We start from the raw sequence: 15,730 nt of genomic DNA, 5'->3' as shown, positions 1-15,730 counted from the left end.
GGCCGGGGGGTAGGTTGCCTTTCCTCCCCTCCCTTCAGGGAGGGGCCGGGGGTGGGTCTGCGCCCCGCGCCCCCTCCCGCGCCGGGACCACTCCTCTCGGTGCCACCCCTTCCCTTTAGGGAGGGGGCCGGGGGGTAGGTTGCCTTTCCTCCCCTCCCTTCAGGGAGGGGCCGGGGGTGGGTTGCCTTGGGCCGGGGGGTCGGTCGTCTCCCCGGCACATAGTGTTCTTTTGTTCACATATAAAGTGTTAACACTTTTCGCATTCCTGTCAACACTGGTAGCGAGATGCGGTTGCGGGAATTTCGGTTTGCGGTCACACTGGTTGGCGCCGGTGCGGGTGCGCCGGGCTCCGGAACCGAGGGTCGGCATGGCGAAGACGGGGCGCCCGCGCAAGGGCGAAGCGGACCAGGAGACCACCCAGGTGCGGTGCTTCCGGCAGATGGCCCAGCAGCTCGCGGAGCTGACGCTGGTGCTCCCGCTGTCCACGGCCCAACTGCTCCAGCGGGTGGCCGGGGCCAACCTGGCCGAGCTGCACGAGACGCACCGCGAGCAGATTCGCAAGGTGCAGGCCGCCGAGGAGGCCGCCGCCGCCGCCCGGCGCGCGGCTATGGCGGCGGCGGCAGAACTGGAACGGCAGCGGCAGCGGGCGCCGGCCCGGAAGCCGCGAGCGGGATCCTGAGCCGCATCGGCTCCAGGTCGTCCGCCGCGGTCGCGTACAGCGCCGCCCGCACCGTGTCCGGGTGGTACGCCCGCACCCACAGCCGCGCCGCCGCGCACAGCAGGCCGTACACGTCCCCCGCGTCGATCAGCCGCACCAGCTCCGCCCGAATTTCGTCGCCCACACCGTCGCCCTCGCAACTGGTCAATTGTACACTAAACCATAAGCGACGCGCCCGCCCCGTGAGAACCGCTCACCCGTGTGGGACAGGAAAATACACGCCGGGAGCCCGAGCATGGGTTCGACCTACGAAACCGAGCTGCGGCAGATCTTCCTCGCGGCCCGCGGGCTGATGCGGCGGCACGGCCGCGAGCGGCTGCGGGAGAGCCTGAACCTGGACGGGGTCCGCATCACGCTCGGCGCGCGGGCGGAGGCGGCGGACCCGGACGCGAGCACCGCGGACCTGCCGCCGGAGCTGGGGGCCAAGCCGTCGCCGGCGCTGCGGCGTGCGTTCCGGGTGCTGCGGCGGCTGCGGGAGGAGCGCGGCCCGGAGGCGGTGATCCGCGCCGGCGAGGTGGCGGAGCGGTGGGCGCGGGACTACCCGAACAAGCCGCCCAAGAAGGACACGGTGAAGCAGGCGCTGCGGCAGCTCCGGCAGCGGCACGTGGCGTACTCGTCGGACGCGCGGGGGTGGGTGTTCGGGCGCCAGCAGGGGACGCTGTTCCCGGCGCCCGAGCCGGAGCCGCCGCCGCCCCCGCCGGCGCGCCCGAAGCCGCGCCCGCCGGCCCGGACGGTGTGGGTGCCGGGCGAGCTGGAGGGCGAGGCGCTGGTGGTGACCGACGCGCGCACCGAGCAGACCTGCGAGGTGCCGGGCGCGCCGGGCGCGCGGCTGGAGGTGTCGAGCCGGTCGGGCCGGGTGCGGGCGGTGCCGGCGGTGCGCGGGGAGCTGCTGGGCCGGGACGGCCCGCTGGCGCTGGTGAAGCTGCCGACCGGGGAGAAGGTGTACACGCGGGTGCTGGGCGACTGGCACCTGGACGGCCGCCTCGGCCCCGACGGGGACGCGGCCGCGGGGTGAAGGCGCCTACCCACCGGCCCCGAAGACAACCTACCCCCCGGCCCCCTCCCTGAAGGGAGGGGGGAGGAAAGGCAACCCACCCCCCGGCCCCCTCCCTGCAGGGAGGGGGAGCAAAACCCGCGCACCCGGAGGCGGAATCGATGCGCGGAGCGCAGACCCACCCCCCGGCCCCCTCCCTGAAGGGAGGGGGAGCAAAAACCACCGCGCACCCGAGGCGGAATCGGTGCGCCCGTGCTTTGCTCCCCTCCCTGCAGGGAGGGGCCGGGGGTGGGTTGCCTTCCTCCCCTCCCTGCAGGGAGGGGCTGGGGGTGGGTTGCCTTGGGGTGGGTCGGCCTTCGCGCGGTCAGGCGAAGCTGATGCCGGTCATGGCGACGGCGCGGCGGAGCCGCTTCAGGTACTCGCGGCGCGGCACCTCGGTGGCGCCCATCGTGGTTGTGTGGTCCGTCTTCATCTGCACGTCCAGCAGCGCGTACCCGCGCTCCCGGAGCCGCTGCACCAGCGCCGCCAGCGCCACCTTCGAGCCGTCCGTCACCCGGTAGAACATCGACTCCGCCGCGAACAGCCCGCCGATGCTCACCCCGTAGGTGCCGCCGGCCAGCTCCCAGGCGTCCGGCCCCGCGCCCCCGGCCCACACCCACGTCTCCAGGCTGTGCGCGTGCCCGAGCCGGTGCAGCTCGGCGTACCCGGCCAGCATCTCCGGGGTCACCCAGGTGCCCTCCGGGCGGCGCTCCCCGCACTCGCGCATCACCGTCGCGAAGCACTGGTTCACGGTCACCCGGAACTTGCCCGAGCGGATGGTCCGGGCCAGCCGCCGCGACACGTGCAGCCCGCCGTACCCCGGCGCCCCGTCCGCCGACTCGCCGTGCAGCTCGATCACCCCGCGCGGGTCCGGGGACCACCACAGGATCGGGTCGCCCTCGTTGAACCACGGGAACACGCCGTCGGCGTAGGCGCGCAGCAGCGTGGCCGGGCGCAGGTCGCCGCCCACCCCGACGAACCCGTCGGGCTCCGCCAGTTCCGGCGGGATCCACGGCACCTCGCGGTTACCCCAAATGCCGCTCACGGTCGCTTCCTTCGGGTTACGGACACCAAGGCCGACAGCGGCGCGCGAGGGCCGCGCCCCCCACCCGTAAACACCGGCCGGCTACAGAATACGTCGTGAATTCGGTGCCGGCGGCCCGTGACGGGCGATTTGTTCGCACGCGCACCCTGGCCCTCGCACCCGGGCTACTTGCCCAGCTTGGCGAGCAACTCGCGTGCCTCGGCGGCGGCCTTGGTGGCGCCGTACTTCTGCACCACCAGCGTGAGCAGCGTTTTGGCCGGGTCGGGCTTGCCGCCGTCGATCAGCTTCTTGGCCTGCGCCACCCGGTCGGCGGCGGCCGTCTCGTCCTCGGCGGTCGCGGCGGCGGCGGTGAGCAGCACCCACCCGTCGCGCTTGTCGCCGTCCTTCGACACCACCGTGTAGCCCAGCCCGCCGCCGGCCGCCTTGAGCACCTCGGCGAGCGCGTCCTCGATCGGCTTGTCCTTGCACCGGTAGGTCACCCGCTGCGCGTGCGGGAAGCCGGGGCCGTAGGCCCACAGGATCAGCATATCCGCCCGGGCGTCGGCCTGCGCGGCGAACTCCTTCAGCACGTCCCCGAGCCGCGCGTCCCGGGCCTCCAGGCTCACCTTCACCTTGAGCGCCTTGGCGCGGGTGAGTTCGGCCGCCGGGGTGGCGGCGTCGGGCGCCGGCTGGGCCGAAAATCCGGGGCCGGCAAGGAGCAGGGCCGCCGCGAACGGGACGATCGAACGCATGGCGAATTACCGTCGGTGGGGGTGGGCCGCGTGCCCCGTGGAGGGGCCGCCCGGCCAGTTTACTCGGGTTCCACTTTCCGCGCACCAAAAACCGCCCCCGGGGCCGCTACGGCGCTGGCTCGGGGGCCGCGATTTCCCTAGAATATCAACGTACTTCGCGGGTTACCAGTCGCCACGGGACCGCCGCCGTTTCGGCCGCGCGGGGCACACTCCAAGGAGCCTTCTTTGGCCGACGCCACCACACCGCCGCCCGGTCCCGACGACCCCACCGCCGCGGGCGCCGCCGCCCCGGTCAACCCGCTCGACATCGTTGACGAGCTGCGCGACAGCTACCTCACCTACGCCCAGTCGGTCATCATCAGCCGCGCCCTGCCGGACGTGCGCGACGGGCTCAAGCCGTCGCAGCGGCGTATCCTGGTGGCCATGAACGACCTCGGGCTCGGGCCGGCGTCGTCCACCAGCAAGTGCGCCGGCATCATCGGCGAGACGATGAAGCGGTACCACCCGCACGGCGACGCCAGCATCTACGACTCGCTCGTCCGCATGGCCCAGGACTGGAACCTCCGGTACCGGCTGGTCCACGGGCAGGGGAACTTCGGCTCCATCGCCGGCCTCCCCCCCGCCGCCCACCGGTACACGGAGGCCCGCCTCACCCCCGCCGCCGGCGAACTGCTCGAAGACCTCGAGCGCGACACCGTCGATTTCATCGACAACTACGACGGCAAGTACCGCGAGCCGCTCGTGCTCCCGGGCAAGTTCCCGAACCTGCTGGTGAACGGCTCGGACGGCATCGCCGTCGGCATGGCCACCCACATCCCGCCGCACAACCTGCGCGAGGTGTGCAAGGCCCTCGTCCTGCTGCTCGACAACCCCGGCGCCACGCTCGCCGACCTGATCCAGATCATCCCCGGCCCGGACTTCCCCACCGGCGGCATCATCATGGGCCGCCAGGGGCTGCTCGAGGCCTACGCCCGCGGGGCCGGCAAGATCACCCTCCGCGCCCGCGCGCAGGTGATGGAAGAGGTGAAGGGCCGGTCCCCCAGCATCCTCATCTCCGAGGTGCCGTTCCAGGTCACCCGCAACGCCATCGTCGAGGAGATCGCGCACCTCGTGAAGGAGGAGCGCATCCCGGACGTGAGCGGGGTCCGCGACGAGTCCAGCGCCCGCAACGGGGAGCCGGTGCGGCTGATCGTCGAGATCAAGCGCGGCAAGGACCCGCACCTCGTACTGAACCAGCTCTACCAGTACACGAAGCTCCAGAAGACGGTCAGCATCATCATGCTGGCGCTGGTGGACGGCCGCCCGCGCGAGCTGACGCTCAAGGAGATGCTCCAGAAGTTCCTGGACCACCGGGTCCACGTGATCCGCCGCCGCACCGAGTTCCTCCTGCGCGAGGCCAAGAAGCGCGGCCACGTGCTCGAAGGCCAGCTCATCGCCATCGCGGACATCGAGCAGGTGATCCAGATCTGCCGCACGTCCCCGAACCGGGCCGAGGCCAAGGCCCGGCTCCAGGGGCTCGCGGTCCCCGCCGCCCTCATGCAGCGGGCCATCGGCGAGGGCGCGTTCGCGGCGCTCCAGCGCGAGCTGGGCGCGGTGGCCGAGTACCGCATGACCGAGCAGCAGGCCGAGGCCGTGGTGAACCTGCGGCTCGGGCAGCTCGCGGCCCTCGAGAGCGAGGAGATCCTGAAGGAGTACCTCCAGCTCCGCGAGCTGATCCGCGGGTACGAGACGCTCCTGTCCGACGACGCCAACATCCACGCCGTGATCCGCGAGGACCTGGAGCGGATGGCCGCCAAGTACGGCGACGACCGCAAGACGGAGGTGTCCGACGACGGCGGCGACGTGGACATGGAAGACCTGATCGTGGACGAGCCGAACGTCGTCACGATCTCGCACGAGGGGTTCGTCAAGCGGATGGCGCTGACCGAGTACCGGGTGCAGGGCCGCGGCGGCAAGGGCGTGCAGGGGGGCCTCCGGGACAACGACTTCGTCGAGCACTTCTTCGTCGCCAGCACCAAGGCGTACCTGCTGTGCTTCGCCAACACCGGCCGCATGTACTGGCTCAAGGTCTACCGCATCCCCACCGCCGGCCGCACCAGCCCGGGCCGGGCCATCGCCAACGTGCTGTCCCTGGCCGAGGGGGAGAAGATCACCAGCATCGTGCCGGTCCGCGAGTTCGTCGAGGGCGCGCACCTGCTCATGGCCACCCGCCAGGGGACGGTGAAGAAGACCGACCTGATGGCGTACAGCAACGTCCGCCAGGGGGGCATCATCGGCATCACCCTGGACGAGGGGGACGAGCTCATCAACGTGGCCCTCACCAAGGCCAACGACGAGGTGGTGCTGAGCACCCAGAAGGGGATGGCGATCCGGTTCCGCGAGTCCGCCATCCGCCCGATGGGCCGCACCGCCCGCGGGGTCCGCGGGATCAAGCTCGGCAAGGACGACGCGCTCGTGGGCATGGTGGTCGCGGACCCGGACGGGCTCCTGCTGACGGTGTGCGAGAACGGGTACGGCAAGCGCACCCCGTTCGGGGCCAACACCCCCCTCCCCGAGGGGGCGGTGGAGGCCGACGACGAGGCCGCGCCGGAGCCCGAGGTGGTGGAGCCGGAGGCGCCCGAGGGGGCCGAGGGGGAGGCCGAGTCCGACCCGTCCGGCATGCGGTACCGGCTCCAGGGCCGCGGCGGCAAGGGCGTGAAGGACGTGAAGGTGACCGCCAAGAACGGCAAGGTGATCGCCGTCACCAGCGTCCGCGACGGCGACGAGATCATGCTCATCACCAAGGACGGCATGGTGACCCGCAGCAAGGTGGGCGACATCCGCATCGTGGGCCGCAACACCCAGGGCGTGCGGGTGATGAACCTGCGCGACGGCGACAAGCTGGTGTCCGTCGCCAAGGTCGCCCAGGAGAACGTGGGCGACGCCGGCGACGTGAAGGAGTAAGCGGCCGCCAAGAAGACAAAGACAGAAGAGAGATTGGCCGCAAAAAAGACCAAGGCAGAAGAGAGATTGGCCGCAAAAAAGCACAAAAAGCACAAAAGAAGACAGAATACCAAGACAGAAGAGTGAGTTTAAAAGCACTTCTCTTTGTCCTGGTCTTCGGTTTCTTTTTGTGCTTTTTTGCGGCCAATCTCTCTTCTGCCTTTCTCTGCTGTCTCTTCGGTTTCCTTTTGTGCTTTTTGTGCTTTTTTGCGGCCAATCTCCTGCCTTCTGCCTTTCTCTGCTGTTTTCTGTTGTGCCCGTTGTGCGTTTTGTGGCTATCACTGCCTTCTGCCTCCTTTGCGGCCGATCTCCTCTCATTTTTTGCGGCGAGGGCTCTCTCAAATGCGCGTGCTGATTACCGGCGGGTACGGGTTCATCGGGGCGTGGATCATCCGCAACCTGCTCGGGCGCGGCGACCAGGTGTGGGTGTACGACCTGCGCGAGGACGCCCGCCGGCTCCGGCTCGTCCTGCCCGAGAGCGAGGTCGCGAAGGTGACCTTCGTTCAGGGCGACGTGACGGACCTCAAGGCCCTCTCCGCGGCGATCGCGGCGCACCAGATCTCGCACGTCATCCACCTGGCCGGGTTACAGGTGCCGACGTGCCGGGCCGACCCGATGCTGGGCGCGAAGGTGAACGTGCTGGGCACGCTGGCGGTGTTCGAGGCGGTGCGGGCGGCCGGGGCGCAGGTGCAGCGGCTGGTGTACGCCAGCTCGGCGGCGGTGTTCGGCGGCCCGGACAAGTACCCGGCCGGCGCGCAGGGGGACGACGCCCCGCTGATCCCCAGCACGCACTACGGCGTGTTCAAGTGCTGCAACGAGGGGAACGCGCGGATCTACTTCCAGGACTTCGGGCTGTCCAGCGTGGGGCTGCGGCCGTGGACCGTGTACGGCGCCGGCCGCGACCTGGGCATGACCTCCGAGCCCACGAAGGCGATCAAGGCGGCGCTGCTGGGGCGGCCGTACCACATCAACTTCGGCGGGTGGACCGACTTCCAGTACGTCGGGGACGTGGCGGAGGTGTTCGTGCAGTCGCTGGCCCGGCCGTACACCGGGGCGAAGAGCTACAACCTGCGCGGCGCGGTGGTGACGATGAAGGACTTCCACGCGGCGCTGGCGGCGGTGCTGCCGGAGGCGGCGCGGCTGGTGACGTTCGGCACCACGCAGATCGCCATCGCCTACGACCTGTCGGACGACGGGTTGCAGCGCGACCTGGGGCCGCTGCCCAAGACCCCGCTGGAGGCCGGCATCCGGGAGACGGTGGCGATCTTCCGCCAGCTCCAGAGCGAGGGGCGGCTGGACACCAGCGACCTGGAAGTACCGAAGACCGCCCCGGTCGTGGTGACCGACGAGCCGTAAGGACGCGCGGCGGTGCGGTCGTAGCGGAAGGGAGGGGGAGCAAAGGCAACCCACCCCCCCGGCCCCCTCCCTGAAGGGAGGGGGTGGCGCCGGCAGGAGCGATCCCGACGCGAAAGGGGGGCGCGGGGCGTAGACCCACCCCCCAGCCCCCTCCCTGAAGGGAGGGGGTGGCGCCGGCAGGAGCGATCCCGACGCGAAAGGGGGGCGCGGGGCGTAGACCCACCCCCCAGCCCCCTCCCTGAAGGGAGGGGGAGCAAAAACCACCGCGCCCCCGAGGCGGAATCGATGCGCCCGTGCCTTGCTCCCCTCCCTTCAGGGAGGGGCTGGGGGTAGGTTGCCTTGGCTCCCCTCCCTTCCGCCGGCCCACGGAAGCTCCGCTGACCGGGCCGGCGAGCACGGCGAGGGGGCTGGGGGTAGGTTGCCTTTGCTCCCCTCCCTTCAGGGAGGGGCTGGGGGTAGGTCGTCTTTGCTCCCCTCCCTTCAGGGAGGGGCTGGGGGTGGGTTGCCCCGCACGCGCCCCCTCTCGCACCGGGACCAACGCTCCCGGCGCCACCCCCTCCCTTTAGGGAGGGGGCCGGGGGGGTGGGTTGCCTTTGCTCCCCTCCCTTCCGCCGGCCCACGGAAGCTCCGCGGACCGGGCCGGCGAGCACGCCGAGGGGGCCGGGGGGTGGGTCTTCGCCCCGTGCCCGGCGTCACTCCTCCTCGCGCTTCTTCCACACGCGGAGCAGGTTCGCGAAGTCGTCGCGCCAGATCGGGCCGTCCTCCAGCTCGACCTCCCGCCACTGCCCCAGGAACGTGTGCGGCGCGGGGCGCGTCCACTCCACCCCCGCGACGCTCGCCGACGCCGCCGCGACCGCCTGCACCAGCGGCGACGGGGCCGGCGCCCGGGCGGCGTCCAGCACCGGGGCGAGGTCCGCGTCCGCGCGCGCCAGCAGCATCCACTGCGAGTCCGTCTTGCCGTCCGCCCGCTCGGCGTCGAGCGGCACGTCGTGGCAGTACCGCACCGCCAGCTTCGGGCTGTGGTCGTCCGCCAGCCGGCGGATCAGCGGCGGCAGGTCCAGGTGGTTGTTCGAGACGTGCATCGCGATCACCCCGCGGGGCGCGAGCTTCGAGACGTACAGGGCGATCGCCTCGCGCGTCAGCAGGTGGACCGGGATCGCGTCGGAGCAGAACCCGTCGAGGATGATCACGTCGTAGCACCCGTCCGGGGGCTTGGTCAGGTGCCGGCGGGCGTCGCCGAGCACCACGTCGCACGCGCCCCGGCACTCCGAGAGGAACCGGAAGTAGCGGGTGTCGCGCGCCACCCGCACCACCGCCGGGTCGATCTCGTAGAAGGTCCACTTCTGCCCCGGGCGCGCGTACGCGGCCACCGCGCCCGTCCCCAGCCCGACCACGCCGACGCTCTTCACCCGCTCGGGCGGCAGGGACGCGAACAGGTGCCCCACCGGCCCCTTCTGGTGGTAGTAGGTCATCGGCCGCGGCGGCCCGGGCTCGTCGGCCCGCTGCTGGCCGTGCAGCGTCGTCCCGTGGATCAGCTTGACGAACTTCCCGTCCCGCGTCACCCGGATCACCCCGAAGAAGTTGCGCTCCTTGTGCAGCGTCTCGCCGAAGTGGCCGGTGTCGAACGCCCCCGCCGCCAGGATCGCCGCCAGGGCCAGCGCGTACCGCGCCGGCTTGCGCACCAGCGCGAACGCCGCCGCCCCCGGCAGGCCGAACATCAGCCCGCCGCGCAGCAGCCGGGCGGTGAGCGCGTCCGGCGCGTCCGGCTCGGCCGGCACCCGGACGAGGTGCTGCACCGCCAGCACCAGCCCCACCGACAGCGCCAGCAGCACCAGCACCAGCGCCACGTCCGCCCCCTTCAGCCGCTCCTCGGGGTCCGCGCTGCGGGGCCGCACCGCCGCCGCCAGCACCAGCGCCAGCGGGTACTCGACCATGCCCACCGCGGAGAACAGGATCGGGGCGAGCAGCGCGTTGAACGTCCCGCCGATCACCCCGCCGAGCGACATCCAGAAGTAGAACGCGGTGAGGTGCTCGGCCGGCGGCCGGTCCTTCGCCAGCTCCCCGTGGCACACCAGGCACACCCCGAAGAACGCCAGCATGTGCAGCAGCCCCACCACCGCCAGCGGCTCGGCCGCGTTGGTCAGCAGCGTCAGCACCACGAACAGCAGCAGCATCGGCGTGACCCGGCCGACGAACCGGTGGACCCCGTCGGGCCAGCGGGCGAACACCAGGATGAAGCTCACGAGGTACAGCGCGAGCGGCACCACCCACAGCAGCGGCACCGGGGCCAGGTCGGTCGAGACGTGCGTCGTGACGCCCAGCAGCAGGCTCGACGGCAGCGCGGCGAGCATCACCCAGCGGGCGACCCGCGGCGCCGCGATCGGCGCGACGGGCGCGGGCGGTTCCGGGCCGATGCCCGCGCCGGCCTCGTGCGGCGCCTCGCGAGACCCGCCCCGGACGACCGTGAGCGCGCACGCGACGACCAGCCCGATGTACCCCATCACCCCGCCCGCGAACACCCACTGCTGGTGCTTCAGCGCGAGCCGCGGCTCGATCAGGAGCGGGTACGCGAGCAGCCCCAGCAGGCTCCCGGCGTTGCTCGCCGCGTACAGGAAGTACGGGTCCCGCGCGGCCGGGTGGCCGGTCGCGGCGAACCACCGCTGGAGCAGCGGGGAGGTGGTCGAGAGGACCAGGAACGGGAGCCCGACGGCGACCCCGACCGTGAGGCCGAGCTGCGCGACCATCAGGACCGACGAGTCCTGGTCGTCCGGGAGCATCGACGGCACCACCGGGACCGGCGCGCCGGTGACCGCGATCGCGGCCTTGAACGACACCGCGACCGCCGCCAGCAGCAGCAGGTGGAACAGCGCCTGGCGCCGCACCCCCAGCCGCCCGGTGCTGCGGTGCGCGTACAGGTAGCCGACGAGCAGCACGGACTGGAAGAACACCATGCAGGTGTTCCACACCCCGGGCGTGCCGCCGACCAGCGGCAGGAGCAGTTTGCCGACGAGCGGCTGCACCAGGAACAGCAGGGCCGCGCCGGCGAACAGGGTTGTCGCGTAGAGAACGGCGAGCAAGCGACCTCCGCGCTCGGCGGTGGGCCATCAGGGCGGACGCGGGGGGGCTCCCGACCCGGCGGGAACCGGTGCTAACAGAATGCGGACGCGACCGCGCCAGGGCAAGGGGGTACTTGCCGTAACGTGACAACTGCCGCCCGCCCGCGGGGCACAACGGGGCGCGTAACGGGGGACCAAGGCCCCTCGCGACGGGCGGGCGACCGCGACCCCGCTCCGGGGCGCGGGCCGGCTCGGCTCGGGCCGGTTCGGGAAATGTTACGGGGGCGGGGCGAGCGCGCGGACGTGCGGCGCGCGTGAACCCCCGTCCTTCGTTGAAGGGAGGGGGTACGTCGGGACGAGGTTCACACCTTCGGCGGGGCGGCCGGTTGCGGGGCGGCCGGTTTCGGCGCGGCCGGGGCGGGCGCGGCGCCGGCCGGGGCGGGCGGCTTCGGCGGCTTCGGCTTGGCCGCCGCCTGCCCGCCCTTCTCGCTCGCCTTCGGGGCCAGCAGCGCGACCATGCGCTTGCCTTCCATCTTCGCGGGCATTTCCAGCTTGCAGTCGTTCGCCAGGGCCTCGAGCACCTGGTTCATCACCCGCTGGCCTTCCTCGATGTGCTGCATCTCGCGACCGCGGAACAGGACGTTCACCTGCACCTTGTCGTTGTGCTCGAGGAACATCTTGGCCTGCTTGATCTTCGTCTCGATGTCGTGGTCGCCGGTCTTGGGGCGCACCCGGATCTCTTTGAGCTTCTGCTGGTGCGTCTTCTGGTGGGACTTCTTGGACTGGGCGTACTTGAACTTGCCGTAGTCCATGATCTTACAGACCGGGGGCTTCTCCCGGTCGGCGACCTCGACGAGGTCGAGCCCGGCTTCGCGGGCCATCTCGAGCGCCTGGGCGGTCTGCACGATGCCGAGCGCCTCCCCCTCCGCGCCGATGAGGCGGATCTGGGGCACCCGAATGCGCTCGTTCATCCGCGGGCCTTCGGGGCCGCGGGGCGCGTTGCTGCGATCGAAAGGTGGGATTGCTGTCACTCCTGTTACCGCGGCGTTTCGCGCGGGCCGCACCCGCGACCCGTTCCGCGCAACCCGTAATACATAACTCTTAACCCCGGGTCTTAACGTCGTCAACGGGGTTTCCGCATTGGTTTTACACGTTTGCTGTCGGCACTTTCGGCACCCCGCCCCGGCGGCCCCCGCGCGCAAACGCCGGCGCGGCCCTTGCCGCCGCCCGCGCGGGTGTCGAGAATGGCGCCGTCCCGCCCCGTGTCCCCTCCCGGTTCCGCTCGAACGGAGACGCCTCATGACCCGCCCCGCCGCCGCCGCCGCGGTCCTCTGCGCGCTCGCCGCGCTCACCGCCTCCGCCGACGACTCCACGCTGAAGGTGAAGGTCGGCGACAAGTTCCCGGACGTGCCGCTGGCCGCCGCCCAGATCGACGCGGTGAAGAAGGGCGCCAAGACCCTTTCCATCGCCGACCTGAAGGGGAAGACGGTGGTCGTCTTCTTCTACCCGAAGGCGCTCACCAGCGGCTGCACGGTCGAGTCCTGCGGGTTCCGCGACCTCATGAAGAAGGGGGACTTCCCCAAGGACGTCGTGGTGCTCGGGGCCAGCGCCGACGGCGCCGAGCTGCAACAGCAGTTCATCGACAAGAACGGGCTGCCGATGCCGCTGCTGTGCGACACCGACGTGAAGCTGACGAAGGCCCTGGGCATCCTGTCCCCGAAGAACCCGAAGATGTCGCAGCGGGTCACGTTCGTCGTGGACAAGGAGGGCACGATCGCCAAGATCTACGACAAGGTGACCCCGAAGAGCCACCCGGCCGAGGTGCTCGAGGAAATCAAGAAGCTCAAGTAACCGCCCCCCGAACCCCACCCGCGGCCGGGCCTGTCCCGGCCGCGGCGCGTTGACCGTCACTTGTTTGCGCCGGCTCCGGCACGGTAGATTAGAGGGGTAACGCATCCGGAGGGTTCACGCGTGCCCGTTTCCCTGCTGGTGGAACTGTTCGACCGGTTGCCCGAGCTGCGCCTCGAGGACGACCACGACCTCTGGACCGCCGGCGCCCGCCCGGCCGTCGGCGAGTTCCGCGACGCCGTGCGCGAGTCGTACAGCGAGGGCACCCTCCAGCGGCTCCTGTCCGCCGCCGACGCCAAGGCGCGGCGGGCCGCGGCGCTGGCGCTGGGGCTGGTCGGCACGCCCGAGTCCGTGCCCGTCGTCGCGGCCGCGCTCCGCGACGGCGACCCGCTCGTGAAGCACTTCGCCACCGACGCGCTGTGGGAGCTGTGGTTCCGCGCCGGGACCGAGGAGCAGAACCAGCGGCTCCAGGACGCCGCCCGCGACCCGGACGCGGCCCGCGCGCGGGCCGAACTGGACGCGCTGGTGCGCGAGGCCCCGGACTTCGCCGAGGCCCACAACCAGCGGGCCATCTGGTTCTTCAAGCGGGGCGAGTACGTCCGGGCGGTGGAGGACTGCGAGGCGGTGCTGCGGCTGAACCCGCACCACTTCGGCGCCGCGGCCGGGCTGGGGCAGTGCCTGCTCAAGCTAAACCGCCCCCGGGCCGCGCTGCGGGCGTTCCGGCAGGCGCTGGAGATCAACCCGAACCTCGACCTGCACGACGCCGTCCGCGCGCTCGAAGAGCTCGGCGAAGAGTGAAGAGGATTGGACGCAAAAAAGCACAAAAAGCACAAAAAGAAGACGGGGCAGAAAAGCAGAAGAGAGATTGGCCGCAAAAAAGCACAAAAAGCACAAAAGAAGACAGGGGAGAAAAGCAGAAGAGAGATTGGCCGCAAAAAAGCACAAAAAGCACAAAAGAAGACACAAGGCCAGACAGAAGAGTGGTTTTAAAACACTTCTCTTCTGTCTTGGTCTTTGTTTCCTTTTTGTGCTTTTTGTGCTTTTTTGCGGCCAATCTCTCTTCTGTCTGGCCTTCTGCCTTCCTTTTGTGCCCTTTGTGCTTTTTTGCGGCCAATCCCTCTTCTATCTTGTCTTCGGTCTTCTTTTGTGCTTTTTGTGCTTTTTTGCGGCCAATCTCTCTTCTGTCTTCTTTTTGTGCCCTTTGTGCTTTTTTGCGGCCAATCTCTCTTCTGTCTTCTTTTTGTGCCCTTTGTGCTTTTTTGCGGCCAATCTCTCTTCTGTCTCTTCGGTTCCCTTTTGTGCCCTTTGTGCTTTTTTGTGGCTAATCTTCTTCTTGCCTTCAACTCGGCGCGAACAGGAACTGCAAGATCCGGTCGAACCGCGCGCCCCAGGACGCCTCGTTGTGCCCCCCGCCGGGCACCTCGGTGTAGCGGGCCGGCGCCCCGTACCGCGCGAGCAGCGCGGCGAGCCGGCGCGTGCGGCGCATGGTCGCGGCGCGGCCCAGGCGGGACGGGCTCTCGTGCTCGCCCACGTCGAGCCACACCCGGCACCCGCCCAGCCACCCCCGCGACACCGACACGTTCCGCAAGAAGTACTCGCGGTCCCACCACAGCGACGGCGACACCGCCGCGCACTTCCCGAACACCCCCGGGTACCACTTGCACAGGTGCAGCGAGATGAGCCCGCCCATCGACGACCCGCCGACCCCGGTGTGCGCGGGTCCGGGTTGCGTGCGGTACGTGGCGTCGATGAACGGCTTCACCTCTTCGACCAGCAGCCGCCCGTACCCGCGGGAGAGGTCCTGCTCGCGGCGCGGGCCGCACCGCACCGGGCCGTACTCGCGGAGCCGGTCCGGGGTGTTGGCCACGCCCACCAGAATGACCGGCGGCACGCGGCCGGCGCGGACCTCGCGCTCGGCCACCTCGTCGGCGCCCCACGGCACCCCGCCGAACGCGGTGTGCGCGTCGAACAGGTTCTGGCCGTCGTGCAGGTAGAACACCGGGTAGCGGCGGTCGCGCTCGGCCCCGTACCCGGGCGGGAGCCACACGCTGACCGTGCGCGGGTGCGGCAGGAAGCGGGACCGGAAGTCGTGGTGGTAGTCGACGCTGCTCTGGTCCCAGCCGTTCACGTGGGCCTCGACCACGGGCGGGCCGTCGGCCCGGACCTCGCGGGGGAAGAACTCGTGCCCGCGGCCGTCGTTCTCGGCGTCGCGCCAGCGGCCCAGGGTCACGAGGAACCGGCCGCGGAACCCGTCGGGCAGGTCGAGCCGGGCGCGCAACGTCCCGTCCCCCCACGGGTCGAGCGGGACGCCGGCCGCGGACCAGTCGCCGAGCGGCCCGTCCCCGGCCAGGAACGCGCGCCGCCACGGGGGGGTGGACTCCGGCACCCGCACCACGAACTCGACCATTCGCCCCTCGAAAGGTGGTTCCGCGCGCCGCGGTTCCGGGTATTATTCGCTCCGGGGCCGTCGCGGGGGAGTGTCAAGTCATGCCCGAGCCGACTGAGATCGTATCGTCCCTGGTGGCGGCCGGGTTCACCCATCTGGTGTGGATTCCGGACAGCCACCTGGGGCGCTGGGAGCCGGCGCTGCGCGGCTCGCCGCTCGCGCCGGTCCGCGTGTGCCGCGAGGGCGAGGCGGTGGGCGTGGCCGCGGGGCTCATGCTCGGCGCCGCGCGCCCGCTCGTGGTGGTGCAGTGCACCGGCTTCTTCGAGGCCGGCGACGCGGTGCGGAACGTGGCCCACGACCTGAAGCTGCCGCTCAAGCTTATTATCGGTGTTCGGAGCGAGTTGAGCGCCCGCGCCGGGAAAAGTGCCGACAACTGCCCGCACTTCGCCGCGCGGCTGATCGAGGCGTGGGAAATACATTACGCGCGCTTCGACCCGTCCACGGGCGACGCCGCGCAACTCGCCCGGGCGGTGGCGACGCTGGCCGGGCACCCGACCGCGTCCGCCCTGCTGTGG

At 70.8% G+C, this 15,730-nt stretch carries 13 protein-coding genes and 1 pseudogene; 8 read left to right on the top strand and 6 right to left on the bottom strand.

Going from position 1 to position 15,730, the window contains the following annotated elements; all coding sequences use genetic code 11:
* The first annotated feature begins 367 nt into the window (after positions 1 to 367).
* Complete coding sequence (locus R5W23_RS02660) at positions 368 to 679, top strand: hypothetical protein (protein WP_261190504.1); 312 nt, start codon at positions 368 to 370, stop codon at positions 677 to 679.
* Here the strand turns inward: R5W23_RS02660 and R5W23_RS02655 are convergent.
* Complete coding sequence (locus tag R5W23_RS02655) at positions 606 to 842, bottom strand: hypothetical protein (protein WP_261190503.1); 237 nt, start codon at positions 840 to 842, stop codon at positions 606 to 608. The two genes, R5W23_RS02660 and R5W23_RS02655, sit on opposite strands and share 74 nt — an antisense overlap.
* A gap of 111 nt (positions 843 to 953) precedes the next feature.
* Between R5W23_RS02655 and R5W23_RS02650 the strand changes: the two genes are divergently transcribed.
* The gene (locus R5W23_RS02650; protein WP_320684982.1) at positions 954 to 1,733 is read left to right on the top strand and encodes a hypothetical protein; all 780 of its coding nucleotides are present in this window, start codon (positions 954 to 956) and stop codon (positions 1,731 to 1,733) included.
* Between the two features lie 343 nt (positions 1,734 to 2,076).
* Here R5W23_RS02650 and aat read toward each other — a convergent pair whose 3' ends face one another.
* Together aat and R5W23_RS02640 are read right to left on the bottom strand one after the other, a co-directional pair.
* Complete coding sequence (aat, locus tag R5W23_RS02645; RefSeq protein ID WP_320684981.1) at positions 2,077 to 2,796, bottom strand: leucyl/phenylalanyl-tRNA--protein transferase; 720 nt, start codon at positions 2,794 to 2,796, stop codon at positions 2,077 to 2,079.
* A gap of 164 nt (positions 2,797 to 2,960) precedes the next feature.
* Complete coding sequence (locus R5W23_RS02640) at positions 2,961 to 3,527, bottom strand: hypothetical protein (protein WP_320684980.1); 567 nt, start codon at positions 3,525 to 3,527, stop codon at positions 2,961 to 2,963.
* A 225-nt stretch (positions 3,528 to 3,752) separates the two neighbouring features.
* On the opposite strand from R5W23_RS02640, the gene gyrA reads away from it, so the two are divergent.
* Together gyrA and R5W23_RS02630 are read left to right on the top strand one after the other, a co-directional pair.
* Positions 3,753 to 6,470, top strand: coding sequence for a DNA gyrase subunit A (gene gyrA, locus R5W23_RS02635; protein WP_407936099.1), 2,718 nt, complete (start codon positions 3,753 to 3,755; stop codon positions 6,468 to 6,470).
* 381 nt (positions 6,471 to 6,851) lie between these two features.
* Entirely contained in the window at positions 6,852 to 7,865 is a 1,014-nt protein-coding gene (locus R5W23_RS02630) for an NAD-dependent epimerase/dehydratase family protein (RefSeq protein WP_320684979.1), read from the top strand.
* A 692-nt stretch (positions 7,866 to 8,557) separates the two neighbouring features.
* Here R5W23_RS02630 and R5W23_RS02625 read toward each other — a convergent pair.
* Together R5W23_RS02625 and infC are read right to left on the bottom strand one after the other, a co-directional pair.
* Positions 8,558 to 10,942, bottom strand: a complete 2,385-nt coding sequence (locus R5W23_RS02625; protein ID WP_320684978.1) for a spermidine synthase — start codon at positions 10,940 to 10,942, stop codon at positions 8,558 to 8,560.
* A gap of 341 nt (positions 10,943 to 11,283) precedes the next feature.
* Complete coding sequence (gene infC, locus R5W23_RS02620; RefSeq protein WP_261186072.1) at positions 11,284 to 11,892, bottom strand: translation initiation factor IF-3; 609 nt, start codon at positions 11,890 to 11,892, stop codon at positions 11,284 to 11,286.
* Between the two features lie 328 nt (positions 11,893 to 12,220).
* Between infC and R5W23_RS02615 the strand changes: the two genes are divergently transcribed.
* From R5W23_RS02615 to R5W23_RS02605, 3 genes are all read left to right on the top strand, one after another.
* Positions 12,221 to 12,772 carry a peroxiredoxin gene (locus R5W23_RS02615; protein WP_320684977.1) on the top strand — a complete coding sequence of 184 codons (552 nt, stop codon included), beginning with the start codon at positions 12,221 to 12,223 and terminating at the stop codon, positions 12,770 to 12,772.
* Positions 12,773 to 12,892: 120 nt separating this feature from the next.
* The gene (locus R5W23_RS02610) at positions 12,893 to 13,567 is read left to right on the top strand and encodes a tetratricopeptide repeat protein (protein ID WP_261186070.1); all 675 of its coding nucleotides are present in this window, start codon (positions 12,893 to 12,895) and stop codon (positions 13,565 to 13,567) included.
* A gap of 6 nt (positions 13,568 to 13,573) precedes the next feature.
* Positions 13,574 to 13,759, top strand: a complete 186-nt coding sequence (locus R5W23_RS02605) for a hypothetical protein (protein WP_320684976.1) — start codon at positions 13,574 to 13,576, stop codon at positions 13,757 to 13,759.
* A gap of 349 nt (positions 13,760 to 14,108) precedes the next feature.
* Here the strand turns inward: R5W23_RS02605 and R5W23_RS02600 are convergent, their stop codons facing one another.
* Positions 14,109 to 15,176: an alpha/beta hydrolase gene (locus R5W23_RS02600; RefSeq protein ID WP_320684975.1), complete on the bottom strand. Its 1,068-nt coding sequence runs from the start codon at positions 15,174 to 15,176 to the stop codon at positions 14,109 to 14,111.
* An 80-nt stretch (positions 15,177 to 15,256) separates the two neighbouring features.
* Between R5W23_RS02600 and R5W23_RS02595 the strand changes: the two are divergent.
* Positions 15,257 to 15,730 (top strand): annotated as a pseudogene (locus R5W23_RS02595) (hypothetical protein); the annotation flags it as partial.

This window comes from Gemmata algarum, assembly GCF_034097035.1.
Taxonomy (GTDB): Bacteria; Planctomycetota; Planctomycetia; order Gemmatales; family Gemmataceae; genus Gemmata; species Gemmata algarum.
The sequence above is the reverse complement of the archived record's forward strand: the minus strand, read 5'-3'. Positions and strand labels throughout refer to the sequence as shown.